Source organism: Mycobacterium sp. 1274761.0, from assembly GCF_001668615.1.
Classification (GTDB): domain Bacteria; phylum Actinomycetota; class Actinomycetes; order Mycobacteriales; family Mycobacteriaceae; genus Mycobacterium.
Map to the genome: position 1 here is coordinate 24,416 of NZ_LZMC01000112.1, position 25,693 is coordinate 50,108.

24 protein-coding genes are annotated in these 25,693 nt (G+C 66.3%); 12 read left to right on the forward strand and 12 right to left on the reverse strand.

Features of this window, described 5'->3' with window-relative positions; translation table 11 throughout:
• Position 1 precedes the first annotated feature (1 nt).
• From pgk to ppc, 5 genes are all read left to right on the forward strand, one after another.
• Positions 2-1,231 (forward strand): phosphoglycerate kinase, encoded by a 1,230-nt coding sequence (gene pgk, locus A5651_RS23915; protein WP_066987101.1) that lies wholly within the window; start codon positions 2-4, stop codon positions 1,229-1,231.
• Between the two features lie 19 nt (positions 1,232-1,250).
• Complete coding sequence (gene tpiA / locus A5651_RS23920; RefSeq protein ID WP_066987104.1) at positions 1,251-2,036, forward strand: triose-phosphate isomerase; 786 nt, start codon at positions 1,251-1,253, stop codon at positions 2,034-2,036.
• 30 nt (positions 2,037-2,066) lie between these two features.
• Complete coding sequence (gene secG, locus A5651_RS23925) at positions 2,067-2,300, forward strand: preprotein translocase subunit SecG (RefSeq protein WP_066987107.1); 234 nt, start codon at positions 2,067-2,069, stop codon at positions 2,298-2,300.
• 72 nt (positions 2,301-2,372) lie between these two features.
• The gene (locus tag A5651_RS23930; protein ID WP_231988806.1) at positions 2,373-2,903 is read left to right on the forward strand and encodes a hypothetical protein; all 531 of its coding nucleotides are present in this window, start codon (positions 2,373-2,375) and stop codon (positions 2,901-2,903) included.
• A 52-nt stretch (positions 2,904-2,955) separates the two neighbouring features.
• A complete protein-coding gene (gene ppc / locus A5651_RS23935; RefSeq protein WP_066987110.1) occupies positions 2,956-5,751 on the forward strand; it encodes a phosphoenolpyruvate carboxylase in 2,796 nt (931 codons plus the stop codon).
• A 3-nt stretch (positions 5,752-5,754) separates the two neighbouring features.
• Here ppc and A5651_RS23940 read toward each other — a convergent pair whose 3' ends face one another.
• Positions 5,755-6,132: an ATPase gene (locus A5651_RS23940; protein WP_066987296.1), complete on the reverse strand. Its 378-nt coding sequence runs from the start codon at positions 6,130-6,132 to the stop codon at positions 5,755-5,757.
• Positions 6,133-6,190: 58 nt separating this feature from the next.
• On the opposite strand from A5651_RS23940, the gene A5651_RS26270 reads away from it, so the two are divergent.
• Entirely contained in the window at positions 6,191-6,313 is a 123-nt protein-coding gene (locus A5651_RS26270; protein ID WP_255361849.1) for a hypothetical protein, read from the forward strand.
• A 3-nt stretch (positions 6,314-6,316) separates the two neighbouring features.
• On the opposite strand, the gene pgl is transcribed toward A5651_RS26270, so the two are convergent.
• The 5 genes from pgl to tkt all read right to left on the reverse strand — a co-directional run bounded on the left by pgl (position 6,317) and on the right by tkt (position 12,843).
• Positions 6,317-7,060, reverse strand: coding sequence for a 6-phosphogluconolactonase (pgl, locus tag A5651_RS23945; protein WP_066987113.1), 744 nt, complete (start codon positions 7,058-7,060; stop codon positions 6,317-6,319).
• Positions 7,057-7,968 carry a glucose-6-phosphate dehydrogenase assembly protein OpcA gene (opcA, locus tag A5651_RS23950; RefSeq protein WP_066987116.1) on the reverse strand — a complete coding sequence of 304 codons (912 nt, stop codon included), beginning with the start codon at positions 7,966-7,968 and terminating at the stop codon, positions 7,057-7,059. Before opcA ends, pgl begins: the two co-directional genes overlap by 4 nt.
• 82 nt (positions 7,969-8,050) lie before the next feature.
• Positions 8,051-9,616: a glucose-6-phosphate dehydrogenase gene (gene zwf, locus A5651_RS23955; protein WP_066987119.1), complete on the reverse strand. Its 1,566-nt coding sequence runs from the start codon at positions 9,614-9,616 to the stop codon at positions 8,051-8,053.
• Positions 9,613-10,731, reverse strand: a complete 1,119-nt coding sequence (gene tal / locus A5651_RS23960) for a transaldolase (protein WP_066987121.1) — start codon at positions 10,729-10,731, stop codon at positions 9,613-9,615. The genes zwf and tal overlap by 4 nt, the downstream gene beginning before the upstream one ends.
• Before the next feature lie 18 nt (positions 10,732-10,749).
• Entirely contained in the window at positions 10,750-12,843 is a 2,094-nt protein-coding gene (gene tkt / locus A5651_RS23965) for a transketolase (protein WP_066987124.1), read from the reverse strand.
• A gap of 232 nt (positions 12,844-13,075) precedes the next feature.
• On the opposite strand from tkt, the gene A5651_RS23970 reads away from it, so the two are divergent.
• Positions 13,076-13,984 carry a heme o synthase gene (locus tag A5651_RS23970; RefSeq protein WP_197496750.1) on the forward strand — a complete coding sequence of 303 codons (909 nt, stop codon included), beginning with the start codon at positions 13,076-13,078 and terminating at the stop codon, positions 13,982-13,984.
• 69 nt (positions 13,985-14,053) lie between these two features.
• Here the strand turns inward: A5651_RS23970 and A5651_RS23975 are convergent, their stop codons facing one another.
• Positions 14,054-15,025, reverse strand: coding sequence for a quinone oxidoreductase (locus A5651_RS23975; protein ID WP_066987129.1), 972 nt, complete (start codon positions 15,023-15,025; stop codon positions 14,054-14,056).
• Between the two features lie 21 nt (positions 15,026-15,046).
• Between A5651_RS23975 and A5651_RS23980 the strand changes: the two genes are divergently transcribed.
• Positions 15,047-15,985, forward strand: coding sequence for a RimK family alpha-L-glutamate ligase (locus A5651_RS23980; RefSeq protein WP_066987299.1), 939 nt, complete (start codon positions 15,047-15,049; stop codon positions 15,983-15,985).
• Here A5651_RS23980 and A5651_RS23985 read toward each other — a convergent pair.
• From A5651_RS23985 to A5651_RS24005, 5 genes are read right to left on the reverse strand one after another with little or no spacing between them, the layout of a single operon-like run.
• Complete coding sequence (locus A5651_RS23985) at positions 15,935-16,891, reverse strand: heme A synthase (protein ID WP_066987132.1); 957 nt, start codon at positions 16,889-16,891, stop codon at positions 15,935-15,937. The genes A5651_RS23980 and A5651_RS23985 overlap by 51 nt on opposite strands.
• A 49-nt stretch (positions 16,892-16,940) precedes the next feature.
• Positions 16,941-17,717: an ABC transporter permease gene (locus A5651_RS23990; RefSeq protein WP_066987135.1), complete on the reverse strand. Its 777-nt coding sequence runs from the start codon at positions 17,715-17,717 to the stop codon at positions 16,941-16,943.
• Positions 17,714-18,643, reverse strand: coding sequence for an ABC transporter ATP-binding protein (locus A5651_RS23995; RefSeq protein WP_066987138.1), 930 nt, complete (start codon positions 18,641-18,643; stop codon positions 17,714-17,716). Before A5651_RS23995 ends, A5651_RS23990 begins: the two co-directional genes overlap by 4 nt.
• Positions 18,640-20,361 carry a polyprenol phosphomannose-dependent alpha 1,6 mannosyltransferase MptB gene (gene mptB, locus A5651_RS24000; protein ID WP_066987141.1) on the reverse strand — a complete coding sequence of 574 codons (1,722 nt, stop codon included), beginning with the start codon at positions 20,359-20,361 and terminating at the stop codon, positions 18,640-18,642. The genes A5651_RS23995 and mptB overlap by 4 nt, the downstream gene beginning before the upstream one ends.
• Before the next feature lie 17 nt (positions 20,362-20,378).
• Complete coding sequence (locus A5651_RS24005) at positions 20,379-21,386, reverse strand: NADP-dependent oxidoreductase (protein ID WP_066987144.1); 1,008 nt, start codon at positions 21,384-21,386, stop codon at positions 20,379-20,381.
• A 179-nt stretch (positions 21,387-21,565) separates the two neighbouring features.
• Between A5651_RS24005 and A5651_RS24010 the strand changes: the two genes are divergently transcribed.
• The 4 genes from A5651_RS24010 to sufC are packed head-to-tail and all read left to right on the forward strand — an operon-like array spanning position 21,566 to position 25,660.
• The gene (locus A5651_RS24010) at positions 21,566-22,282 is read left to right on the forward strand and encodes a metalloregulator ArsR/SmtB family transcription factor (RefSeq protein WP_066987147.1); all 717 of its coding nucleotides are present in this window, start codon (positions 21,566-21,568) and stop codon (positions 22,280-22,282) included.
• Positions 22,279-23,706: a Fe-S cluster assembly protein SufB gene (gene sufB / locus A5651_RS24015; RefSeq protein ID WP_066987150.1), complete on the forward strand. Its 1,428-nt coding sequence runs from the start codon at positions 22,279-22,281 to the stop codon at positions 23,704-23,706. Before A5651_RS24010 ends, sufB begins: the two co-directional genes overlap by 4 nt.
• Entirely contained in the window at positions 23,706-24,884 is a 1,179-nt protein-coding gene (sufD, locus tag A5651_RS24020; RefSeq protein WP_066987153.1) for a Fe-S cluster assembly protein SufD, read from the forward strand. Before sufB ends, sufD begins: the two co-directional genes overlap by 1 nt.
• Positions 24,881-25,660 (forward strand): Fe-S cluster assembly ATPase SufC, encoded by a 780-nt coding sequence (gene sufC, locus A5651_RS24025; RefSeq protein ID WP_066987156.1) that lies wholly within the window; start codon positions 24,881-24,883, stop codon positions 25,658-25,660. The genes sufD and sufC overlap by 4 nt, the downstream gene beginning before the upstream one ends.
• Positions 25,661-25,693: the final 33 nt, after the last annotated feature.

The following is a 25,693-nucleotide window of genomic DNA, read 5'->3' on the forward strand; positions in this document are numbered from 1 at the left end:
AGTGGCTATTCAGACACTCGATGACCTTCTGTCAGAAGGGGTCTCGGGTCGGGGCGTACTGGTCCGTTCCGACCTGAACGTTCCGCTCGACGACAACCGCGAAATCACCGATCCCGGCCGCATCATCGCCTCGGTGCCTACGCTGAAGGCGCTCTCCGATGCAGGCGCGAAGGTCGTCGTCACCGCCCATCTCGGCCGGCCCAAGGACGGCCCCGACCCCAAGCTTTCGCTCGCTCCGGTCGCCAAGGCGCTGGGGCAGCGGCTGGAACGGCATGTCCAGCTCGCCGGCGACGTGGTGGGCACCGACGCGCTGGCCCGCGCCGAAGGGCTTACCGACGGGGACATCCTCCTGCTGGAGAACATCCGCTTCGATCCGCGCGAAACCAGCAAGGACGACGGCGAGCGGCTCGCACTTGCCCGGCAGTTGGCCGAACTCGTCGCCGCGCCCGACGGCTCGGCCGGAGTCTTCGTCTCGGACGGCTTCGGTGTCGTGCACCGCAAGCAGGCGTCGGTGTACGACGTCGCGACGCTGCTTCCGCATTACGCGGGCACGCTGGTGGCCGACGAAATCAAAGTGCTCGAACAGCTGACCAGTTCCACCGACCGGCCTTACGCGGTAGTGCTCGGCGGCTCCAAGGTCTCCGACAAGCTGGCGGTCATCGAGAACCTCGCCACCAAGGCCGACAGCCTGGTGATCGGCGGCGGCATGTGCTTCACCTTCCTTGCCTCACAAGGGGTTTCGGTCGGATCCTCGCTGCTGGAGGAGGGCATGATCGACACCTGCCGCAAGCTGCTCGAGGACTACGGCGACGTCATCCACCTGCCGGTGGACATCGTGGTGGCCGAGAAGTTCGCGGCCGATTCACCGCCCGAACGCGTTGCCGCAGACCAGATTCCGGACGGCAAGATCGGCCTCGACATCGGTCCGGGGTCGGTGGACAGGTTCACCAACCTGCTGTCCAACGCCAAGACGATCTTCTGGAACGGCCCCATGGGCGTGTTCGAGTTTCCCGCGTTCGCCGAGGGCACCAAGGGCGTCGCCGAGGCCATCATCGGCGCCACCGAGAAGGGCGCGTTCAGCGTCGTCGGTGGTGGGGACTCGGCCGCCGCGGTGCGGCAACTCGGCCTTCCCGAAGACGGCTTCTCGCACATTTCCACCGGCGGCGGGGCTTCCCTGGAATACCTTGAGGGCAAGACGCTGCCCGGCATAGATGTTCTGGAGAAGTCCTGACCATCCTGAAAGGGTTGATATGAGCCGCAAGCCGCTGATCGCCGGCAACTGGAAGATGAACCTCAACCACTTCGAAGCGATCGCTCTGGTGCAGAAGATCGCCTTCTCACTGCCGGACAAGTACTTCGACAAGGTCGACGTGGCGGTAGTCCCTCCGTTCACCGACCTGCGCAGCGTGCAGACCCTCGTCGACGGCGACAAGCTGCGGCTGACCTACGGCGCCCAGGATCTGTCCCCGCACGATTCCGGCGCCTACACCGGTGACATCAGCGGCGCGTTCCTCGCCAAGCTCGGCTGCACCTACGTCGTCGTCGGGCACTCCGAACGGCGCACCTACCACGGTGAGGATGATGCGCTGGTCGCCGCGAAGGCCGCCGCTGCGTTCAAGCACGAGCTGACGCCGATCATCTGCATCGGCGAGCAGCTCGAGGTCCGCGAGGCCGGTAATCACGTCGAGCACAACGTCGAGATGCTGCGCGGTTCGCTGGCCGGACTGTCGGCCGAACAGATCGGCCAGGCCGTCATCGCCTACGAACCGGTGTGGGCCATCGGCACCGGCCGCGTCGCGAGCGCGGCCGACGCCCAGGAAGTCTGCAAGGCCATCCGCGACGAGCTCGGCAAGCTGGCAAACCCAGAACTGGCCGCCGGCGTCCGAGTGCTCTACGGCGGCTCGGTGAACGCCAAGAATGTGGGCGAGATCGTCGCCCAGGAGGACGTCGACGGCGCGCTGGTCGGGGGCGCGTCGCTCGACGGCGAGCAGTTCGCCACCCTCTCTGCCATCGCCGCTGGCGGGCCGCTGCCCTAACACGGCACGCCGGCCTGTAGTCTGGCGGCCATGCAATTGGCCCTGCAGATCACGCTGGTGATCACCAGTGTCCTGGTGATCCTGCTCGTACTGCTGCACCGCGCCAAGGGCGGCGGCCTGTCCACGCTGTTCGGCGGCGGCGTTCAGTCCAGCCTTTCGGGATCGACGGTGGTGGAGAAGAACCTCGACCGGTTGACGCTGTTCATCACGGGTATCTGGCTCGTCTGCATCATCGGCGTGGCCCTTCAGATCAAGTACGCCTAGCAGATCAAGTACGCCTAGCGCGTTCGCCGCGAATCCAGCGGCACGGCAACTTGTGTGCTTCAGTTACGGACTGTGAGCACTCCGCAGGGGCCGCAGCCATACCGGCACAATCAGCCGCCGCCGCATCGCTATCCGCCACCGCCGCAGCACCGGCCCCCGCAGCAGTACCATCAATTCCAGCAGCCCCCGCAGCCGCAGTACGGGCACCCCGGCGAGGGCATCGTGATCAACACCCAATTCTTTCCGCTGGCCTGGCTCTTCTTCTTCATCAAGCCCAAGATCGCCGTCGACGGCTACGAGGTGCCGGTGTCCGGCTGGGGACGCACGCATGTGCCCGCCCGGCCCGGTCAGCACCATGTGCATGTGCACGTCCCGTACTTCCTTCCGCCGAAGCTCGGGCCGGCAGATGCGACGGCCGATGTGCGGCCGGGCCAGGTGGCCGCGCTGGAGTACAAGGCGCCGGTGTGGTCGTTCAGCCCCGGTTCGCTGGGCGTCGGTCCGCAGAAGTACAACGGCGTCGGGATCATGATCGCCGTCGTGGCGCTTCCGTTCGTGCTGATGTTCCTCGTGATTCTGCTCACGATCGTGGCGGCGGCGGTCTGACCCACGCGGTCCCCGCCCTGCGGACGGATTAGGCGTCGCCGATAATCGGGTGATGGCTGACGGACCCGACACCGCGCTGGCGCCCATCGGCTCGGTGCACCGGACACAGATCGGCCGCGAAGCCACCGAGCCGATGCGGGAAGACATCCGACTGCTCGGCGCCATCCTCGGCGACACCGTGCGCGAGCACAACGGGGAAGAGGTCTTCGATCTCGTCGAGCGCGCCCGCGTCGAGTCCTTCCGGGTGCGCCGATCGGAAATCGACCGGGCAGAACTTGCCGGCTTGTTCGACGGCATCGATGTGCGGCAGGCGGTTCCGGTCATCCGCGCCTTCACCCATTTCGCTCTGCTGGCCAATGTCGCAGAGGACATTCATCGCGAGCGTCGACGCGCCATTCACATTGCGGCGGGGGAGCCGCCGCAAGACAGCACTCTGGCCGCCACCTATCTCAAGCTCGACGCCGCAGAGCTCGACTCAGCGACGGTGGTCGAGACCCTGACCGGCGCTCAGGTGTCACCGGTGATCACCGCACACCCCACCGAAACTCGTCGCCGCACCGTGTTCGACACCCAGCACCGCATCACGGAGCTGATGCGGTTGCGCCTGCATGGCCACAACGAAACCGCCGAAGGCCGTGATATCGAAACCGAGTTGCGGCGCAACATCTTGACGCTCTGGCAGACGGCGCTGATTCGGCTGTCCCGGCTGAAGATTCAGGACGAGATCGAGACCGGCCTGCGTTATTATCCGGCCGCGTTTCTCGAGGTGATCCCGAAGGTGAATGCGGAAGTCCGTGCGGCGCTGCAGGACCGGTGGCCTGATGCGACGCTGCTCGAGGAGCCGATCCTGCGGCCGGGCTCGTGGATTGGGGGGGACCGGGACGGCAACCCGAACGTCACCGCCGACGTGGTTCGGTTGGCCACCTCGCGTGCGGCCTACACCGCACTCGCGCACTATTTCTCCGAGATCACCTCGCTGGAGGAAGAGCTGTCGATGTCGGCACGGCTGGTCAAGGTCAGCGACGAGTTGCTAAACCTGGCCGACGCCTGCCACGAGCCGGCACGGGCCGACGAGCCGTACCGGCGCGCGCTTCGCGTGATCCACGGCAGGCTCACCGCAACGGCGCACGAGATCCTCGACGACCAGCCCGAGCACGAGCTCGATCTCGGCCTCGAGCGTTACGGCACACCTGTCGAACTGCTGGCCGACCTCGACGTCGTCGACGGGTCGCTGCGGGCCCACGGCAGCGCGGTGCTGGCCGATGAGAGGCTGGCGCGGCTACGGGAAGCGGTGCGCACCTTTGGTTTTCACCTGTCCAGCCTGGACATGCGGCAGAACTCCGATGTGCACGAAGAGGTAGTCGCGGAGCTGCTGGAGTGGGCCGGTGTGCATCCCGACTACCGGTCGCTATCCGAACCCGACCGGGTCGAACTCCTGGTCGCCGAGCTCGGCACCCGTCGCCCCCTGATCGGCGGGCACGCCGAGCTGTCGGAGCTCGCACGCAAAGAACTCGACATCTGTTTCGCGGCGGCGCGGGCGGTCGCCGTATTCGGTCCGTTGGCCGTGCCGAACTACGTCATCTCGATGTGCCAATCGGTGTCCGACATGCTCGAGGCGGCTGTGCTGCTGAAGGAGGCAGGCTTGCTCGACGCCTCCGGTGACAAGCCATATTGTCCGGTGAGCATCGTTCCGTTGTTCGAGACAATCGATGACCTGCAGCGCGGCTCGTCGATTCTGGAGGCGGCACTTGACCTTCCGATGTACCGGTCGTTGGTGGCGGCACGCGGTGACAGCCAGGAGATCATGCTGGGCTACTCCGACTCCAACAAGGACGGCGGCTATCTGGCAGCCAACTGGGCGCTGTACCGAGCTGAGCTGGATCTTGTGGAGTCGGCCAGGAAGACCGGAATCCGGTTGCGGCTCTTCCACGGTCGCGGCGGCACCGTGGGCCGTGGTGGCGGCCCCAGCTACGATGCCATCCTGGCGCAGCCGCCGGGGGCGGTGAACGGCTCGCTGCGGCTGACCGAGCAGGGCGAGGTGATCGCCGCCAAGTACGCCGAACCGAGGATCGCGCACCGCAATCTGGAGACGCTGTTGGCGGCGACGCTGGAAGCCTCGCTGCTCGACGTCGAAGGGCTGGGCGACGAGGCCGGCCCCGCCTACGAAGTGCTCGACGATCTGGCCGCCCGCGCGCACCGCGCCTATGCCGAATTAGTCCACGAGACACCGGGTTTCGTCGACTACTTCACGGCATCTACGCCGGTCGGCGAAATCGGCGCGCTGAACATCGGCAGCAGGCCGACCTCCCGCAAACCTACGACGTCGATCGCCGATCTGCGGGCCATTCCGTGGGTGCTGGCTTGGAGCCAGTCCCGCGTCATGTTGCCCGGCTGGTACGGCACCGGTACCGCGTTCGAGGAGTGGATCGCGGAGGACGACGGCCGCCTGGAGGTGTTGCAGGACCTGTACCGGCGCTGGCCGTTCTTCCGCACCGTGTTATCGAATATGGCTCAGGTGCTGGCCAAGTCGGACATGGGGCTGGCGGCGCGCTACGCGGAGTTGGTCGACGACGAGGCGCTGCGACGGCGGGTGTTCGACAAGATCGTCGCCGAGCACGCCCGCACCATCGCGATGCACGAGGCCATCACCGGCCAGGACGACCTGCTGGCCGACAACCCGGCGCTGGCGCGCTCGGTGTTCAACCGGTTCCCCTACCTCGAACCGCTGAACCACCTCCAGGTCGAGCTGTTGCGGCGCTACCGGTCCGGCGACGACGACGAGCTCGTGCAGCGCGGCATTCTGCTCACCATGAGCGGGCTGGCCACCGCGCTTCGCAATAGCGGCTGACGGTCAGCGGCCTGTGGTTCGCCGCACCGCGTTGATGGCCCCTCGCACCACCGTTTCCGTCGCCGCCAGCGGCGCGACCGCGGCCTCGCCGATGCCCACCATGCGTTCCACGCGGCTGACGATGCCCTCCAGCCGGTCGACGACGGCGTTGAGGCGCGGCGCCAACTGATTGATCTGGCTGATCGTGTCGTTGAACCGTTCCAGGGTGGCGTCCAGATTGCCCGTGGAATGGTTGAGATCCTCGAGCGTCTCGCTCAGCCCGGCAAGGATGGAGTCGACCTGCTCGACGGTGACGTCGGCGTTCAACGCCGCCTGGGCGAGTTTCTGGATCCGCTCCCGACCGGAACGGGCACCGGATCTGCTGACACCCTTTTCTGCCATGACCGTCATTTGATCACATCTCGTGGAACCGTCGCGTTCGAGTCGACGTCTGACCTGCATGCAGCGCCAATACTGCCAATGCGATCCCCGAGAGCTCGTCCGCCCGTGCGGTGACGACGTCCGCGCCATCGCCGATTACACAGCGGGCTATGCCGAGGCGTTGGCCGACGCCTACGACTGATGCCTATGACTGAAGCTTGCTTGCGGCTTCCTCATCGAGCAGCCACACCGTGGCTTCACGGCCCTTGGCGCCCGAGGCGGGCAGGTCAACCGGGTCGGCACCACCGACCGCGGCGGCGACCGCGTCGGCTTTCTCGGCACCGGCCACCACCAGCCACACCTCGCGCGAGCGCCGAACCGCGGGCAGTGTCAACGTGATTCGCTGCGGCGGGGGTTTGGGGGAGTCGGTGACCCCCACCACCTGCCGAGCGGTTTCGCGTACCGCTGCGGTGTGCGGGAACAACGAATTGATGTGACCCTCACCCCCCATTCCCAACAGGTGGACGTCGAATTCGGGTACCGATTGGCCTTCGCCGGCGACCGCGGCCAGCACGTGCTCGTATGCCAGTGCGGCGGCATCGATGTCGTCGCCGAACTCACCGTCGCTGGCGGCCATCGCGTGCACATTGGCTGGGGGGATGTCGACGTGGTCGATCAACGCCTCGCGGGCCTGCTTCTCGTTGCGCTCATCGTCGTCCTCCGGCACATACCGTTCGTCGCCCCAGAACAGACGGACCTTCGACCAGTCGATTGCAACGCCGTTGTCCCTGACGTGTTCGAGCAACGAGATGCCGGTGCCGCCGCCGGTCAGTACGATCAACGCCTGGCCCCGCGCGGAGATGGCGTCGGTGATAGCACCGATCAACCGGTCACCGATGGCGGCCACCAGCGCCGACTTGTCCGGGTACTTCTCGATGACCGTGCTCATCCGTACTGGACCTTGTCGATGCCGGCGAGCGCCTCGAAGTAGATCTCGTCGGCGTCCAACCGTCGCATTTCCTCGGCCAGACATTCCTTGGCCTCCCTGCGGGCCAACGGAATCAGCGCCTCGGGCCTGCTGGTGCGGGTCAGCGTGGCGGTCACACCGGTCTGCGGGCGGCTCAACGTCACCGTCTCGCTCTTGCGGTGCAACTCGACCTTCAGGTCGCCGACGGCGCGCCGCACCGTACCGTCGATACGGCTGGCCAGCCAGCCCGCCAGGATGTCGAGCGCCGGCTCGTCCTTCAGGCCCGACACCAGCGCCGAGTCGATAGGTTCGTAGGGCGCCTGATCCAGCGCCGACGCCAGCAGCGCCCGCCAGTAGGTGATCCGGCTCCACGCCAAATCAGTGTCGCCGGCGGTGTAGCCCTGCAGCCTGCCCTTGATCGCCGCCAACGGATCGGCGCTGCTGGTCGCGTCGGTGATGCGGTGAATCGCCAACTGGCCGAGCGGATCCCGCGCCGGAACCGCAGGCGCACCCACCGGCCAATACGCCACCACCGGTGTGTCGGGCAGCAGGAACGGCAGCACCACGCTGCCGGCGTGGCCGGCGAGTTCGCCCGACAGCCGCAACACCACGACCTCGCCGGCGCCCGCATCGGCGCCGACCCGGATCTGGGCGTCCAGTCGCGGGTCTGCCGCGTCGCGGTCACCCGGCAGCACCGCAATGACACGGCAGGGATGTTCGCGGCTGGCGAAGTTCGCGGCTTCCACGGCGTCTTCGAGACCGTCCTCGTCGTCGAGAGAGATGACCAGCGTGAGCACCCGGCTCAGCGTCAGCGCGCCGCCTTCTTCACGCAGTCCCGTGATCTTCTTGTTGACGTCGTTGGTGGTTGTGTTGGGCAGATCGACGATCATTTGTGCGCTCCTCGCGTGCGCGTCATTGTTGCGCTCTCCCCCTCGGCTTCGCCTGGGCGGTACCCCCACGCGTGCGCGCCATTTAAGGCCGCCTCCATTCCCGGCCCATGCGCCGAATCATCTCGAACGCCGACTCCGGGCCCCATGTGCCCGACTCGTACGGATCCGGCTTGCCGTGCGCGGCCCAATGGTCGAGGACGGGATCGAGGATCTCCCAGGACAATTCAACTTCCTGGTTGAGAGGAAACAGCGATGGCTCGCCGAGCAGCATGTCCAGTATCAGCCGCTCGTATGCTTCGGGGGAGTCCTCGGCGAACGCCGAGCCGTAGGAGAAGTCCATGTTGACATCGCGGACTTCCATCTGGCTGCCCGGCACCTTGGACCCGAAGCGCAACGTTATGCCCTCGTCCGGCTGCACCCTGATCACCAACGCGTTCTTGCCGAGTTCTTCGGTCATGGTGGTGTCGAACGGAAGATGCGGTGCCCGCTTGAACAGCAGCGCGATCTCGGTCACCCTGCGGCCCAACCGCTTTCCGGTGCGAAGGAAGAACGGCACACCGGCCCAGCGGCGGGTGTCGATTTCGAGCGCCATCGCCGCAAACGTTTCGGTCTTCGAGTCCTTCGAGAAGCCGTCTTCTTCGAGCAGGCCGGGCACCCTCTCGCTGCCCTGCCAGCCCGCGGTGTACTGGCCGCGCGCTGTGGTGTCATCCAGTGGCTGCATGGGCCGGGTCGCCGACAGCACTTTGATCTTCTCGGCCTGCAACTCATGCGGGCTGAAGTTGACCGGCTCCTCCATCGCGGTGAGCGCCATCAGCTGAATGAGGTGGTTCTGGATGACGTCGCGGGCGGCGCCGACGCCGTCGTAATACCCGCCGCGGCCACCGAGACCGATGTCTTCGGCCATCGTGATCTGCACGCTGTCGACGTAGTTGTTGTTCCACACGGGTTCGTAGAGCTCATTGGCGAACCGCAACGCGAGGATGTTCTGAACGGTTTCCTTGCCGAGGTAGTGGTCGATGCGGAACACCGACTCCTCCGGAAACACGCTGTTGACAGTGGCATTGAGCTCTTGTGCACTCGCCAGGTCGTGGCCGAACGGCTTCTCGATCACCACCCGGCTCCATCGGCCCTGCTGCGGGCGTGCCAGGCCGGACTTCTGCAGCTGCTCGCAGACCATCTGAAAGGCCTTCGGCGGGATGGACAGATAGAACGCGTGGTTGCCGCCGGTGCCGCGCTCGGCGTCGAGTTTCTCCAGCGTCTCGGCCAATTTCTGAAAGGCCTTCTCGTCGTCGAAGGTGCCCTGCACGAACCGGATGCCTTCGGCCAGCCGGTCCCAGACCTCTTGCCGGTAAGGAGTGCGGGCGTGCGCTCTCACCGAGTCGCAGACGAGCTTGCCGAAATCCTCGTCCGCCCAATCCCTTCTGGCGAAGCCGACCAGGGCGAAGTTGGCGGGCAGCAAGCCGCGGTTGGCCAGGTCGTAAATCGCGGGCATCAGCTTCTTGCGGGCGAGGTCACCCGTGACGCCGAAAATCACCACCCCGCACGGCCCCGGTATGCGGGGCATGCGCTTGTCACGCTTGTCCCGCAACGGGTTACGCCACCCCGACGGCGCGGCGGTGCTCACCGCCGCCTTGCCCGCCGCCGTCATTTCTTGGCGGCGTCGAGCTGAGTCTGGGTCTCGTCGAGTAGTTCCTGCCACGATTTCTCGAATTTCTCGACGCCCTCGTTTTCCAGGGTGAGAAAAACGTCCTGCAGGTCGATTCCGATGGCCTCGAGCTTGTCGAAGATCTGTTGGGCTTCGTCGGCCTTACCGGTGACTGTGTCACCGGTGATGACACCGTGGTCGGCGACAGCGTCGATTGTCTTCTCCGGCATGGTGTTCACGGTGTTCGGCGCCACCAGCTCAGTGACGTACAGCGTGTCCGAGTAGTCCGGGTTCTTCACGCCGGTGGAGGCCCACAGCGGCCGTTGCACACGGGCGCCGTCAGCCTTGAGTGCCTCGAAGCGGTCCCCGCCGACGAACACCTCTTCGTACGCCGCGTACGCAAGCCGCGCGTTGGCTACACCGGCCTGCCCTCGCAACGCAAGTGCCTCATCACTGCCGATTTTCTCCAGTCGCTTGTCCACCTCGGTGTCTACGCGTGATACGAAGAACGACGCAACGGAGTGAATTTTTGAAATGTCGTGGCCGCCCTTCTTCGCGGCCTCGAGCCCGGCGAGATACGCATCCATCACCGCACGGTGGCGCTCGACGGAGAAGATCAGCGTCACGTTCACCGAAATGCCCTCGGCGAGCACGGATGTGATCGCTGGAATGCCCTCCTCCATCGCGGGTATCTTGATGAAGAGATTGGGCCGATCGACGATCTTCCACAGCTCGATCGCCTGCTGAACGGTCTTTTCCTCTTCGTGTGCCAGTCGCGGATCGACCTCGATCGACACCCTGCCGTCAACGCCGTCGGAGGCTTCCCACTGCGGTCGGAGGACATCGCACGCGTCACGGACGTCGTCGGTGGTGACAGTGCGAATGGTGGCATCCACGTCGGCGCCGCGCTCGGCCAACTCCTTGACCTGGTCGTCGTAGGCATGGCCCTTCGACAGCGCCGCCTGAAAGATCGACGGGTTGGTCGTCACGCCCACAACGCTTTTCGTGTCGATGAGCTCCTGCAGGTTTCCGGTCTGCAGGCGGTCGCGGGAGAGGTCGTCCAGCCATACGGAGACGCCCGCGGCGGACAGCGCGGCGAGATTTTCGTTCTGAGCCATGCTTTGTCCTTACTTTCTCTAGTTGTCCAGTGATCGTTCCGCGGCCGCCACGACGGCCTCGGGGGTGAACCCGAACTCGCGGAACAGGGTCTTGTCGTCCGCCGATTCGCCGTAGTGCTCGATCGAGACGATTTCGCCGGTATCGCCGACGAGCTTGTACCAACTCTGGGCGACTGCGGCCTCCACGGCGACGCGCGCCGACACCTCGGGCGGCAGCACGCTGTCGCGGTACTCCTTGGGCTGGCTTTCGAACCATTCGACGCACGGCATGGACACCACGTAGGCGACGATGTCCTTCTCCGCCAGCTGCTTACGCGCTTCGACCGCCAGCTGAAGCTCCGAGCCCGTCGCGATGATGATCACGTCTGCGTCATCGGCGGGTTTTCCGCCGCCCAGCACATAGCCACCCTTGGCGACGCCCTCGCTGTCAGTACCTTCGAGCACCGGAATCCCTTGGCGGGTCAGGATGAAACCGACCGGGCCGCTGCCATTGCCACGCGCCAGGATGCTGCGCCATGCATACGCGGTCTCGTTCGGGTCACCGGGGCGAACCACCGACAGGTTCGGAATCGCCCGCAGCGCCGCGAGATGCTCGATCGGCTGATGGGTGGGACCGTCCTCGCCGAGACCGATCGAGTCGTGAGTCCAGATGTAGATGGTGTCGATGTCCATCAGGGATGCCAACCGCACCGCGGGCCGCATGTAATCGGAGAACTGCAGGAACGTGCCGCCGAACGCGCGGGTGGGCCCGTGCAGCACGATGCCGGACAGGATCGAGCCCATGGCGTGTTCGCGGATGCCGAAGTGCAGCACCCGGCCGTACCAGTCGGCCGAGAAGTCCTCCGTCGAGATCGACGGCGGACCGAACGATTTCACGCCCTTTATCGTGGTGTTGTTACTGCCGGCCAAATCGGCTGAGCCGCCCCACAATTCGGGCAGCTTCGGCGCCACGTCATTGAGCACCTGCCCGAAGGCTGCGCGGGTCGCCACCGCCTTGGAGCCCGGCTCCCAGTACGTCAGATCGGCGTCCCACCCATCCGGCATTTCCTGCGCCAGCAGCCGATCGAGCAGCTTTTTGCGCTCCGGCTCCCGCTCGGCCCACGCGTCGAACTGCGGCTGCCACTTCTCGTGCGCCTCCTGGCCGCGGCCGACCAGCTTGCGGGTGTGCTCGATGACTTCGTCGCGCACCTCGAACGTCTTGTCCGGGTCGAAGCCGAGGACGCGCTTGGTGGCGGCGACCTCCTCGTCGCCGAGCGCCGAGCCATGCACGCCGCCGGTGTTCATCTTCGTCGGCGCGGGATAGCCGATGATCGTCCGCAAAGCGATGAACGACGGTTTGTCGGTGACGGCTTTTGCGGCCTGCACTGCTTCTTCTATGCCGACGACGTTCTCGCCGCCCTCCACCTCCTGCACGTGCCAGCCGTAAGCCCGGTAGCGAGCGGCGACGTCCTCCGACAGCGCGATGTTGGTGTCGTGTTCGATCGAGATCTGGTTCTTGTCGTAGAACACGATCAGGTTGCCGAGCTGCTGCGTGCCCGCCAGCGACGACGCCTCGCTGGTGACGCCCTCCTCCATGTCACCGTCGGAGGCGATGACGTAGATGTAGTGGTCGAACGGGCTCTCGCCCCACGGGGTGTCGGGGTCGAACAAGCCGCGCTCGTAACGCGACGCCATCGCCATGCCGACCGCCGAGGCCAGGCCCTGGCCCAGCGGACCGGTGGTGATCTCCACGCCCTTGGTGTGACGGAACTCCGGGTGGCCCGGTGTCTTCGATTTCCAGGTGCGCAGCGATTCGATATCAGACAGTTCCAGACCGAATCCGCCCAGGTAGAGCTGGATGTACAGGGTCAGGCTGGAATGCCCGCAGGACAGCACGAACCGGTCACGGCCCAGCCAGTGCACGTCGCTGGGGTCATGACGCATCTGGCGCTGAAACAGCGTGTAGGCCAGCGGTGCCAGGCTCATCGCCGTGCCCGGGTGCCCGTTGCCGACCTTCTGCACCGCATCCGCCGCCAGTACACGAACGGTATCGACGGCCAACGAATCGATATCGGTCCAGTCGTCCGGGTGGTTGGGGCGGGTAAGGGCGGAAATCTCTTCAACGGTTGTCACCAGTTGACTCCTGACGATCGGCAAGCCTGGTACACCCCATACCCTAGTGCGGTGGCCGCAATCGCCGCAGGCAGCATAGTGATCTGTAAGCGCGTCATAAGCTGTTCATTTACCGAATCGACCCAGCTAGGTTCCTGGGCGTCCCGCGGTCTACCATCGTCTGTAGTAGACGCCGCGCTCGTGGCGCGCCTGTGAGGAGTTACCGCCTGTGAGCATTCGCGAAGGCCACCTGATGGACGGGGTGGCCAGCCGAACGCGCAGCACGCTTCTCGGCTACCTCGCGCTGACCAAACCGCGCGTCATCGAGCTTCTCCTGGTCACCACCATCCCTGCGATGTTGTTGGCCGGCCGCGGAACTGTGAATCCGCTGCTGATTTTCAACACCCTGGTCGGCGGCCTGCTGGCGGCCGCCGGTGCCAACGCGTTGAACTGCGTCGCCGACGCCGACATCGACAAGAAGATGAAGCGCACCGAGCGGCGCCCGCTGGCCCGTGACAGCGTGCCCCGCAGCCACGCGCTGATCTTCGGGCTGGCGCTGTCGGTTGCGTCGTTCTTCTGGCTGTGGTGGACGACGAACATGCTCTCGGCGCACCTGGCCGGCGCCACGATCGCGTTCTACGTGCTGGTCTACACGCTGCTGTTGAAGCGGCGGACGTCGCAGAACGTGGTGTGGGGCGGGGCTGCCGGCTGCATGCCGGTGATGATCGGCTGGTCCGCGGTGACCGGCTCGATCGGCTGGCCCGCGCTGGTGATGTTCCTGATCATCTTCTTCTGGACGCCGCCGCACACCTGGGCACTGGCCATGCGCTACAAGGACGACTACGAGGCCGCGGGCGTGCCGATGCTGCCTGTCGTGGCGACCGAGCGGCAGGTCACCAAGCAGATCCTGGTCTACACCTGGCTGACGGTGGCGGCCACGCTGGTGCTGGCGCTGGCGACTGCCTGGCTGTACGCGTCGGTGGCGCTCGTCGCGGGCACCTGGTTCCTGGCAATGGCCCATCAGCTCTATGCCGGGGTGCGACGGGGAGAGCCCGTCAAACCGCTGCGACTGTTCCTGCAGTCCAACAACTATCTGGCCGTCGTGTTCTGCGCATTGGCCGTCGATTCGGCACTCAACCTGCCGACGCTGTTCAGCCTGTAAGGCGTCATTTGTGAATCTGACGACGCAGATTGCCCGAAGTCGTCGTCAGATTCACAATGCAGGCTGTCTCTAGGGCACCAGCACGATCGAGCCGACGGTCTTGCGTCCCTGCAGATCGCGGTGCGCACGCTCCACATCTTGAAGGCGATAGTGCTCGCTGACCGTCACGCTGATCGTGCCCGAGGCGATGGCATCCAGCAATTCGCCTGCCCGCCATGAGAATTCGTCGGCCGTGCGCGTGTAATGCGCCAGCGTCGGCCGGGTCAGGAACACCGACCCCGCCGCGTTGAGTCGCTGAGGGTCGAACGCCGCGACGGGCCCGCTGGAGGCGCCGAACAGCGCCAGTGTGCCCCTGACCGCCAGGCTGGCGAGGCTGGCGTCGAACGTGGCCGCGCCCACGCCGTCGTACACCGCCGCGACGCCGCCGTCGGTGAGGTCCTTGATGGTGGCGCCGAATTCGACCGGATCCTCGGGATAGTCGAGGACATGCACGGCGCCGGCTTGCCGGCTCAGCTCGGCCTTCTCCGGCGTCGACACCGTGGTGATCACACGCACCGCCTGGCTGGTCGCCCACTGCGTGAGGATGAGGCCGACGCCACCGGCGCCCGCGTGCACGAGCACGCTGTCGCCCTGCTGCACCGGGTAGACCGACTTGATCAGATAGTGCGCGGTCATGCCCTTGAGCAGCGACGCCGCCGCCACGTCCGGGTTCACACCCTCGGGCACATAGGCGCAGAAATCGGCTGGGGCCGTGCAGTATTCGGCGTACGAGCCGTTGGCTTGTGCGGTCACCACGCGGTTGCCGACACCGAGTGCGGCCACATCGTCACCGACGGCCTCGACCGTGCCGCACACCTCGAGGCCGAGGATGAACGGCAGCTTGCGCTGGTAGAGACCCGACCGGAAATAGGTGTCGATGAAGTTGATGCCGATCGCTTCGGCTTTGATCAGCACCTCGCCGGGCCCCGGCTCGGGGGTGGGCTTCTCGACGTATCGCAGGACTTCTGGTCCGCCCGTTTCGGCGACTTCGATGGCGTGCATGGTGTCTATCATCCCTACGAGATGAAACTTGCTCGCCCCGACATCCGCCATCCGCGGATAGTGCTGGCCGCCTGCCCCGCATTGCCCGAGGGTGACGGCGACGACGACGAGCTCGTCGCGGCCCTGCGCCAGCGCGGCCTGCATGCCCGCTGGCTGTCGTGGGACGACCCGGAGACGCTGCGCGCCGACCTCGTCATCCTCCGTGCGACGTGGGATTACATCGACCGGCTGGACGAGTTCCTGGCGTGGAGCAATCGGGTCGCTCACCTGCTGAACCCACCGGCGGTTGTCGCGTGGAACACCGACAAGCGCTACCTCGCCGACCTCGCTGAGGCCGGTGTGCCGACGGTGTCGAGTCAGTTCTTCGCACCGGGCGAACGGCTGCGGCTGCCGAAGGGGGAAGTGGTCGTCAAACCCGCCGTCGGTGTCGGATCAGTTGGGGCACAACGCTTCACCGATGCGCAATCGGCCCGCGAGCATGCAGCGGCGCTGCACAACGAGGGACGCACGGTTCTCGTGCAGCCCTATGACCGCAGGGTCGAGGACGGCGAAACGGCGTTGGTGTTTCTCAGCGGGGAACAGTCGCATGCCTTCACGAAAGGTCCGGTGCTGCCGCCTGCCGGTCAACGGCCGGTGTTCGACCCTTCGGGCACCTACGCCGAGGAGACGCTGACCCCCGCCGACCCCGATTTCGAACTCTGGGACATCGGCCACGCCGCGCTGGACGCGGCGGCCGCACGCGTGAATATCAGCGCCACCGACCTGCTGTACGCGCGCGTCGATGTCATCGGCGGTCCGGACAACCCGCTCCTGCTCGAACTGGAATTGGTCGAGCCGTCACTGGGTTGGCGTCAGCTGGACCGCACCGCCCGCGATCTGCAGCAGCGCAAATTCGCCGTCGGCGTCGAGTCAGCCCTGGACCGGCTCGGCCTCGGTCCGCTGTCGCATCGACGCCCATAGCGCCGCGGTCGCTGCCGTGCTGGCGGCGGCCCCCGCGACGTGGATCGCCACCAGCGCGGCAGGGACACCGATCGCGTACTGGACACGGCCGACCAGGGCCTGCGCGGCGACCAGAATCAGCAGAACGACCAGCCGCCTGATGATGGATCGGTCAGCTCTGATCTTGCGCAGCGCGACACCCAGGCCGAGCAGGAGTGCCAGATACACCAGCAGAATCGTGGCGTGTACTTCCACCAGGGTGACGATCTCGATCTGTAACCGCGGAACGGGAGCCTCGATGCTCTTGTCGCCTGCGTGTGGCCCCGCCGCCGTCACCAGCGTCCCGGATACCAGCTGCGCGGCCAGCACAACGGCGGTCGCAACGGTCAACTGCCGCAACGGCTTTGGCACCAGGGGGGCAGTGTGTCCGTCGTCGGGTTGGCCGATCTTCACATAGAGCAGCACGGCCAGCCACACCATCGCCATCGACACCAGCAGGTGGACGGCCACGGTCCACCACAGCAGGCCCGTCCGTACCGTGATGCCGCCGATGATTGCCTGCATCACCGTCGACGCCGGCATGAGCCAGGCGTAGACGAGGACCTCGCGGCGGCGGCGGGCGCGGGTGACCGCCAGCACGGCCAGCGCCGCGGTCAGCACGACGAGGAAGGTGATCATTCGGTTGCCGAACTCGACGGCCTGGTGGATGCCCGCCACTTCGGCGTGCGGCACCGGGACGAAACTGCCCGGGAAGCACTGGGGCCATGTAGGGCAGCCGAGGCCGGACGCGGTGACCCGGACGATTGCGCCCGTCACCGCGATGCCTCCCTGGGTCAGGATGACCGCGGCGGCGATGAGCCGCTGGGCACGCACGCTCGGCAGCGGCAGAACGTCCACCCAGCGCATCAGAAATCGTCCGACGGCCACGGCCCGATCGTAGAGGATCCCAACTACAGCTCGTAGTAGGGCGGGGGGCTCAGGTGAAGCGGAACCAGCGCAGCGCGCACAACGCCGACACTGCGCCCCACGCGGCGAGCACGGCGATGCCGAACCAGTCGACCGACAACGACATGGCCTGCGTCAGAGCCTCGGTCAGCGCACCCGACGGTGTGAGCCGCGCGGCCCACTGCACGGCCTCCGGGACCGCCTGACCTTCGAGGGTCAGCGCCCCGAGCCCGGCGAAGACGAACCACAGGAGGTTGGCGACGGCCAGCACGATCTCGGCGCGCAGCGTCCCACCGAGCAACAACCCCATTGCCGTGAAGCCCGCCGTGCCGAGCGCGATGATCACCGCCCCCAGCACCAGTCCCAGGATGTTCGGCCGCCAGCCCAACGCAATGCCAATGCCGCCCAACACTATTGATTGCAGGAACACCACGGTGACGACGGCCAGCGACTTGCCCGCGATGATGCCCCATACGGGCAGGGCCGTCGCGCCGATCCGCTTGAGCGCGCCGTAACGGCGGTCGAAGGCGACCGCGATGGCCTGCCCGGTGAACGCCGTCGAGATCACCGCCAACGACATGATTGCGGGCACGAACGTCGCTGCCCGGTTGGACCCGAACGATCCGAAGGGGAGCAGCGTCATCCCGATCAGCAGTGTGATCGGGATGAACAGGGTGAGCAGCAGCTGTTCGCCGTTGCGCAATAACAGCTTCAGCTCGAGCGCGAACTGTGCAGCCAGCATCGTCGGCACCGTTGCTGGACGCGGGTCGGGGGTGAAGGTGCCCGGAGCGAAGCGGTTCGTCGTCATGACCTCAGTTCCCGTCCGGTCAGGTCCAGGAACACGTCCTCCAGGCTGCGCTGCTCCACCCGCATGTCGGTGGCCAGTACGTCGAGCCTCGCGCACCATGCCGTCACTGTCGCGAGCACCTGCGGATCGATGTGTCCCTCCACGAGGTATTCACCGGGCGCGGTCTCGGTCGCCCGATAGCTTTCGGGCAGCGCCGAGGCGAGCAGCGACAGGTCGAGCATCCGCGGGGCCTTGAACCGCAGCTGGTTCTCCGCGCCGCTGCGCATCAACTCGGCGGGTGTCCCGCTGGCCACCGCGACCCCGTGATCGATGATCACCAGGTGGTCGGCCAGCTCCTCGGCCTCGGACAGCTGATGGGTGGTCAACACGACGGTCACGCCGTCGGTGCGCAGGGCATTGATCAACTCCCACACCACGATTCGCGCGTGCGCATCCATGCCCGCGGTGGGCTCGTCGAGGAACACCAGTTCGGGGCGGCCGACCACCGCACATGCCAGTGCCAGGCGCTGCTGCTGGCCCCCGGACAGCCGCCGGTACGTCGTCTTCGCCGCCTCTGTCAGGCCCAGGGTCGCCATCAGCCATTGCGGGTCAAGGGGATTGGCGCTGTAGGAGGCGACCAGGTTGAGCATCTCGCCGGCCTGCGCGGCCGGATACGCGCCGCCGCCCTGCAGCATGACCCCGATGCGTTCGCGCAGGCGCGCGTTGTCGGTGATCGGGTTGAGCCCGAGGATTTCGATCGTGCCCGCGTCGGGTTTGATGAAGCCCTCGCACATCTCGACGGTGGTCGTCTTGCCCGCGCCGTTGGGTCCGAGCAGCGCCAGCACCTCGGCCGACTGCACCTCGAGGTGGAGGTCGGAGACCGCGGTCGTCGATCCGTAGCGCTTGCGCACGCCGCGCAGGCGCACGGGAACAGGATCGCGGGTCACGGGGATTCAGCGTAGGCGTCAGCCTTGGCCGCCGGTGTCTGCGGTAGCGAAGCCGTCACCGGGGCGGACCCGGCGGTCGGGGCGGTGTCGGGGTCCAAGGCCAGGTTCGGCAGTTTGCGCCACGGCAACCGCTGAGCGGTGATCGCGATGAGCAGGGCCACGATCACGGTGCTGGCCGCGGTCGCCAGCAGGATCTGGAACACGGTGAACCGGTCGCCGTTGGCGGTAGGCCCGAACACTCCGACGATGAACGTCACGACGATGGTCGCGGTGCGGAACGACCGCCTGGTGGCCCATGCGGCCAGCGGGATGACCGCCCACAGCAGGTACCACGGCTGGACGACGGGGAAGAGCAGCACGGTCATGCCGAGCGCTACGCCGAGCCCGCCGACCGGATGCAGACGACCTCGCAACACCGCCATCAACAGCCACGTCACGATGACGGCGATGGTGATGACGCCGATGGCGCGGGTCAGGCCCAGCACGGCGGTGGTGTGATCGCCGAGCCCGAGCAGGATGCCGACCTGCCCGGTGCCCAGCGCCAACAGCGTCGGCAGCGACATCCAGCTACGCACCACGTTGGCGGTGCCGAGCGTGAACAGCCAGCCGAAGCCGAGTCCGCTGGCCCAGCCGATGATCGCCATCACGGCGACCGACACCGCCGCCAGCGATCCGCCCGCGATGAGGAATGCCTTGAACGTGCCGCCCCACCGGCAAGCCAGGGCCATTGCGACGAACCCGACAGCGAGCAACCCCGGCAGCTTCACCTGGGAGGACAGCGTGATCAGCACGACGCCGAAGACCAGCATGGCCATTGGTCGCCACCGCACCCAGTCGCCGCGGCTCTGCGGCCACGCCAGGGGTCGAGGCAGCAGCGGGGTGTCGGCGTACACGCCGCGCAACGCGAATTCGGTGCCCGCCAGCATCAACCCGAGCATCAGCGACTCGTTGTGGATGCCGGCCACCAAATGCATCAGCAGCAGCGGGTTGGCCGCGCCCAGCCATAGGGCGCTGACCTCGGCCACACCGCAGCGGCGCGCGAGCCGCGGCACCGCCCACACGATGAGCCCGACACCGAGCAGCACCACCAGCCGGTGGCACAGCACGGCGAACACGATGTTCTCGCCGGTAAGGGCCGATATGCCCCGACCGATCCACAGAAATAGCGGACCGTAGGGCGCGGGCGTCTCGCGCCACATCGTCGGCACCGACAGCGTGAACACATGGTCGAGGCCCAGGCCGGTGGCCGGCCCGACCTTGTAGGGGTCGAGGCCGTTGACCGCGATCTGGCTTTGCGCGAGATAGGAATACACGTCGCGGCTGTACATCGGCGGCGCGATCAGCAGCGGGAGCACCCACAGCAGCAGCAGGCGGTCGAGTTGGCTGCGGGTCATCCGTCGCTCGCCGAGCGCGAAACGTCCGAGCATCAGCCACGCCAGCGCCATCATCACAGCGCCCGTGGTCGTCATCGTCAGCGAGACGGTCTGAATTCGCGACGGCAGGTTCAGCAGGCGCACCCCGAACGTCGGATCCTGCACGACCGGACGCGCCCCGACGCCCAGCGCGCCGATGGCCATCAACACGGTGCCCGTCGCGCCGAAGAGCCGGGTGCGCCGCAGCGCGATCAGCTCGTCGTCGTTGAGTGGCGACCCGACGGTCCGTTCATCGCCGTGCCAGCCGGCGATCGACGTGGACAGGGACCATCGGCGTGAAGCCATTACTGCAGCGTAACGGTCTACAGCGCGACGATCAGCTTGCCGGTGTTGCCGCCGCTGAACAACAGGTTCAGCGCGTCCGGCGCCTGCTCGAGGCCCTCGATGACGTGCTCGGCGGACTTGATTTTGCCCTCGGCGATCCAGCCAGCCATCTCGGTTTGCGCGGCGGGGAACCGGTCGAGGTAGTCGAGGATGATGAAGCCCTCCATACGTCCGCGGCGCACCAGGAGGTTGAGATAATTGCTGGGCCCCGGCGGCGGCGCGTCGCTGGTGTAGGTCGAGATGGCACCGCACAACACGACTCGGCCGCGCATCGCGAGGTTCGCCAGGCAGTCGTTGAGGATCGACCCGCCGACGTTGTCGAAATACAGGTCGACGCCGCCGGGGCAGGCTTCGCGCAGCCGCGCGGCGACGTTCTCGTTCTTGTAGTCGATCGCCTCGTCGAAGCCGAGTTCGTCGACGATGTAGCGGCACTTCTCCGGTCCGCCGGCGATGCCGACGACCTTCTTGGCGCCCTTGATCTTGGCGATCTGGCCCGCGGCCGAACCGGTGGCCCCGGCCGCGCCGGAGACCACCACGACGTCGCCGTCCTTCACCTGTCCGACGTCGGTCATTCCGAAGTAGGCCGTCATGCCTGTGACGCCGAGGATCCCGATGGCGAGACCGGGCGACACGCCCTCCGGCAGCACCTGCATCGCCTGTGCGCCCGCGTCGATGATCACGTAGTCCTGCCAGCCCGTCATGCCGAACACCAACTGCCCCGGTTGGTAGGCGTCGGTGCGGCTCACGACGACCTCGCCGACGCCGCCGCTGCGGATGACCTCGCCGATCTGGATCGGCGGCAGGTAGCTCGGAACGTCGTCCATCCAGGTGCGGATCGTCGGGTCGATGGACAGGTATCGGACCCTGACCAGGGCTTCGCCGTCGCTCAGCTCGGGCACCTGCTCGGTCTCCAGCCGGGTCGTGTCGGCGTCCACGAGTCCCGAGGGACGTTGGGCCAGGACAATGCGCCGGTTCTGCTCGCTCACGTGCTGATGGTAGGACTCTCGCCAAGGCTTGCCGAGCGCGAGCGCTCATCCCTGTACAGAATCCGGCCCGGAAAACCGTACAAATCTGAGCGCTTCGGCCGAATCGCTGGCCGTAGGACGTTGCCCACATAAGGGTGGCCTTGCTTTACCCGCTTTCTTAATTCCGTCACAATAGTGTTGTGAAATTCGGTCCGGAAGCCAGCGATCGCCACACCCGTGGCGCAATCGTCCAGCTTCTGCTGGAATCCGGACCCATCACCGCAGGTGAGATCGGCGAACGCCTCGGCATCTCCGCCGCGGGCGTACGCAGGCACCTCGACGCGCTGCTGGAGGCCGGTGAAGCCCAGTCCAGCGCGGCCGCCACCTGGCAGCACAACGGCCGAGGCAGGCCCGCCCGCCGCTACCGGCTGACCGCCGCAGGGCGCGCGAAGATGGGCCATGCCTATGACGACCTGGCCGCTGCGGCCATGCGGCAGCTGCGCGAAATCGGCGGCGACGACGCCGTGCGGACCTTCGCGCGTCGCCGCATCGACACCATCCTGTCGGGAGTAACCGAGGGATCCGATGACGTTGAATCCACTGTCGATCGCGTCGCAGGTGCGCTGACCGAGGCTGGCTACGCCGCTACCACCACCCAGGTGAGCGGTCCCATCCACGGCATTGAGCTGTGCCAGCATCACTGCCCGGTGTCGCACGTCGCCGAGGAATTCCCGGAGCTGTGCGAGGCCGAACGGGAAGCCTTCGCCGAGGTGCTCGGCACCCACGTGCAACGCCTCGCCACGATCGTCAACGGAGACTGTGCGTGCACGACGCACGTGCCTCTCGACATGCCAAGAATTCGGCGCACAGCCCGGCGCGCCGAAGCCGCCACGAGCACGCAAGGAGCGTCGACATGACGACCACGCCCGAAGTCCTGACCCAGGATCAGACCATTGAGTCGCTGGGTCGGTACGGCTATGGCTGGGCCGATTCCGACGAAGCCGGCGCCAGCGCGCAGCGTGGTCTCTCCGAAGCGGTGGTCCGCGACATCTCCGCCAAGAAGAACGAGCCGGAGTGGATGCTCGAGAGCCGGCTGAGGGCTCTTCGCACCTTCACCAAGAAGCCGATGCCGAACTGGGGCTCGAACTTAGAAGGCATCGACTTCGACAACATCAAGTACTTCGTGCGCTCGACGGAGAAGCAGGCCGCCTCCTGGGAGGATCTGCCCGAGGACATCCGCAACACCTACGACAAGCTCGGCATCCCCGAAGCCGAAAAGCAGCGCCTGGTCGCAGGCGTGGCGGCCCAGTACGAGTCCGAAGTCGTCTATCACCAGATCCGCGAAGACCTCGAGAGCCAGGGCGTCATCTTCCTGGATACCGACTCCGGCCTGCGCGAGCATCCGGAGCTGTTCAAGCAGTACTTCGGCACGGTGATCCCCGCCGGCGACAACAAGTTCTCCGCGCTGAATACCGCTGTGTGGTCGGGGGGTTCGTTCATCTACGTGCCGCCGGGCGTGCACGTCGACATCCCGCTACAGGCCTACTTCCGGATCAACACCGAGAATATGGGCCAGTTCGAGCGGACGCTGATCATCGTCGACGAGGGCGCCTACGTGCACTACGTCGAGGGCTGCACAGCACCCATCTACAAGAGCGATTCGCTGCACTCGGCAGTCGTCGAGATCATCGTGAAGCCCGGCGGCCGTTGCCGGTACACGACCATCCAGAACTGGTCGAACAACGTCTACAACCTCGTCACCAAGCGGGCCCGTGCCGAGGCCGGCGCCACCATGGAGTGGGTCGACGGCAACATCGGGTCGAAGGTCACGATGAAGTACCCCGCGGTGTGGATGACCGGTGAGCACGCCAAGGGCGAGGTGCTGTCGGTGGCGTTCGCCGGTGAGGGTCAGCACCAGGACACGGGCGCCAAGATGCTGCACCTGGCGCCGAACACGTCGAGCAACATCGTGTCGAAGTCGGTGGCACGTGGCGGTGGTCGCGCCTCCTACCGCGGCCTGGTCCAGGTCAACAAGGGTGCGCACGGATCGCGCTCCAGCGTGAAATGTGATGCGCTGCTTGTCGATACGATCAGCCGCAGCGACACCTACCCTTACGTCGACATCCGCGAGGACGACGTCACGATGGGCCACGAGGCCACCGTCTCCAAGGTCAGCGAGGACCAGCTGTTCTACCTGATGAGCCGCGGCCTCAGCGAAGACGAGGCGATGGCGATGGTGGTGCGAGGCTTCGTCGAGCCGATCGCCAAGGAACTGCCGATGGAGTACGCCCTGGAGCTCAACCGCCTGATCGAGCTGCAGATGGAAGGTGCTGTCGGCTAGTGGTTCAAAACCTGACAACAGCCGTCGAGGGCACCAATAAGGGCGAGCTGTTCACTTCCTTTGACGTCGACGCCTTCGAGGTACCTGGCGGCCGCGACGAACTCTGGCGCTTCACGCCGCTGAAGCGGCTGCGGGGCCTGCACGACGGATCCGCGACCGCTACCGGAACTGCGCGCATCGAGGTTTCGAACTGCGACGGCGTGACCGCCGAGACGGTCGGTCGAGGCGACGAGCGGCTGGGCCAGGCCGGTGCACCCGCCGACCGCATTGCCGCGCAGGCGTTTTCAGCGTTCGATACCGCGACCATCGTCACCGTCGCCAAGGGTGCCGCCTGTGAGGCGCCGATCGAGATCGCCGTGACCGGGCCTGGCGCAGGTGTGACGGCCTTCGGGCACCTGCAGGTGCGGGTCGAAGAACTCGGCGAGGCCATCGTCGTCATCGACCAGCGCGGTGGCGGAACCTACGCCGACAACATCGAATTCGTCGTCGGCGATGCGGCGACGCTGAAGGTGGTGTCGATCGCCGACTGGGACGATGACACGGTCAACGTCAGCATGCACCACGCATCGCTCGGCAAGGACGCGGTGTTTCGGCACGCCGCGGTCACCCTCGGCGGTGACGTCGTGCGGATGACGGGACGGGTCCGCTTCTGCGCGCCGGGCGGTGACGCCGAACTGCTCGGGCTGTATTTCGCCGACGACGGGCAGCACTTCGAGTCCCGGCTTCTGGTCGACCACGCGGAGCCGAACTGCCGATCGCACGTGACGTACAAAGGTGCGCTGCAAGGCGATCCGGATTCCTCGCGACCGGACACGCACACGGTGTGGATCGGCGACGTGCTGATCCGTGCGGCGGCAACCGGCACCGACACCTTTGAGACCAACCGCAATCTGGTGCTCACCGACGGAGCGCGCGCCGACTCGGTGCCCAACCTCGAGATCGAAACCGGCGAGATCGCCGGGGCCGGACACGCCAGTGCCACCGGCCGATTCGATGACGAGCAGCTTTTCTACCTTCAGGCGCGCGGCATCCCGGAAGACCAGGCCCGTCGCCTCATCGTGCGGGGCTTCTTCGGCGAGATCATCCAGAAGATCACCGTGCCCGCCGTCCGCGAGCGGCTGACCGACGCCATCGAACACGAACTCGAATTGACCGAGACCCTTCAAGGAACACAATGACCACACTGGAAATCAGGGACCTGCACGTCAGCGTCGCAGCCACCGAAGCCGCAGAAGAGATTCCGATCCTCAAGGGTGTCGACCTGACGGTGAACTCGGGAGAGACCCACGCTCTGATGGGCCCCAACGGATCCGGCAAGTCGACGCTGTCGTATGCCATTGCGGGCCATCCGAAGTACAAGGTCACCTCGGGCTCTATCACGCTCGACGGCCAGGATGTACTGGAGATGACGGTCGACGAGCGCGCCCGCGCCGGCTTGTTCCTCGCGATGCAGTACCCCGTCGAGGTGCCGGGGGTCTCGATGTCGAACTTCCTGCGCACGGCCGCGACGGCGGTGCGGGGCGAGGCTCCGAAGCTGCGGCACTGGGTCAAAGAGGTCAAGTCCGCGATGGAAGACCTCGAGATCGAACCCTCCTTCTCCGAACGCAGTGTCAACGAAGGCTTCTCGGGTGGCGAAAAGAAGCGTCACGAGATTCTGCAGCTGTCGCTGCTGAAGCCGAAGATCGCGATTCTCGACGAGACCGACTCGGGTCTGGACGTCGACGCACTGCGCGTCGTCAGCGAGGGCGTGAACCGCTACGCCGAAGCCGAGAACGGCGGCGTGCTGCTGATCACGCACTACACCCGCATCCTGCGCTACATCCAGCCCCAGTTCGTGCACGTCTTCGTCAACGGCCGCATCGTCGAGTCGGGCGGAGCCGAGTTGGCCGACGAATTGGAAGAGAACGGCTACGTGCGGTTCACCCAGCAGCAGGCGGCAGCTTCATCGTCATAGGGGTCGTAGGGGAGGCCGGAGAGGGAGCGTGAT

Bases quoted from the DNA above. Each gene is read 5' to 3' on its own strand.
- tpiA (WP_066987104.1), top strand. From the start codon at position 1,251: ATGAGCCGCAAGCCGCTGATCGCCGGCAACTGGAAGATGAACCTCAAC.
- secG (WP_066987107.1), top strand. From the start codon at position 2,067: ATGCAATTGGCCCTGCAGATCACGCTGGTGATCACCAGTGTCCTGGTG.
- ppc (WP_066987110.1), top strand. From the start codon at position 2,956: ATGGCTGACGGACCCGACACCGCGCTGGCGCCCATCGGCTCGGTGCAC.
- A5651_RS23940 (WP_066987296.1), bottom strand. From the start codon at position 6,132: ATGGCAGAAAAGGGTGTCAGCAGATCCGGTGCCCGTTCCGGTCGGGAG.
- A5651_RS26270 (WP_255361849.1), top strand. From the start codon at position 6,191: ATGCAGCGCCAATACTGCCAATGCGATCCCCGAGAGCTCGTCCGCCCG.
- pgl (WP_066987113.1), bottom strand. From the start codon at position 7,060: ATGAGCACGGTCATCGAGAAGTACCCGGACAAGTCGGCGCTGGTGGCC.
- opcA (WP_066987116.1), bottom strand. From the start codon at position 7,968: ATGATCGTCGATCTGCCCAACACAACCACCAACGACGTCAACAAGAAG.
- zwf (WP_066987119.1), bottom strand. From the start codon at position 9,616: ATGACGGCGGCGGGCAAGGCGGCGGTGAGCACCGCCGCGCCGTCGGGG.
- tal (WP_066987121.1), bottom strand. From the start codon at position 10,731: ATGGCTCAGAACGAAAATCTCGCCGCGCTGTCCGCCGCGGGCGTCTCC.
- A5651_RS23970 (WP_197496750.1), top strand. From the start codon at position 13,076: ATGGACGGGGTGGCCAGCCGAACGCGCAGCACGCTTCTCGGCTACCTC.
- A5651_RS23975 (WP_066987129.1), bottom strand. From the start codon at position 15,025: ATGCACGCCATCGAAGTCGCCGAAACGGGCGGACCAGAAGTCCTGCGA.
- A5651_RS23980 (WP_066987299.1), top strand. From the start codon at position 15,047: ATGAAACTTGCTCGCCCCGACATCCGCCATCCGCGGATAGTGCTGGCC.
- A5651_RS23990 (WP_066987135.1), bottom strand. From the start codon at position 17,717: ATGACGACGAACCGCTTCGCTCCGGGCACCTTCACCCCCGACCCGCGT.
- mptB (WP_066987141.1), bottom strand. From the start codon at position 20,361: ATGGCTTCACGCCGATGGTCCCTGTCCACGTCGATCGCCGGCTGGCAC.
- sufB (WP_066987150.1), top strand. From the start codon at position 22,279: ATGACGACCACGCCCGAAGTCCTGACCCAGGATCAGACCATTGAGTCG.
- sufC (WP_066987156.1), top strand. From the start codon at position 24,881: ATGACCACACTGGAAATCAGGGACCTGCACGTCAGCGTCGCAGCCACC.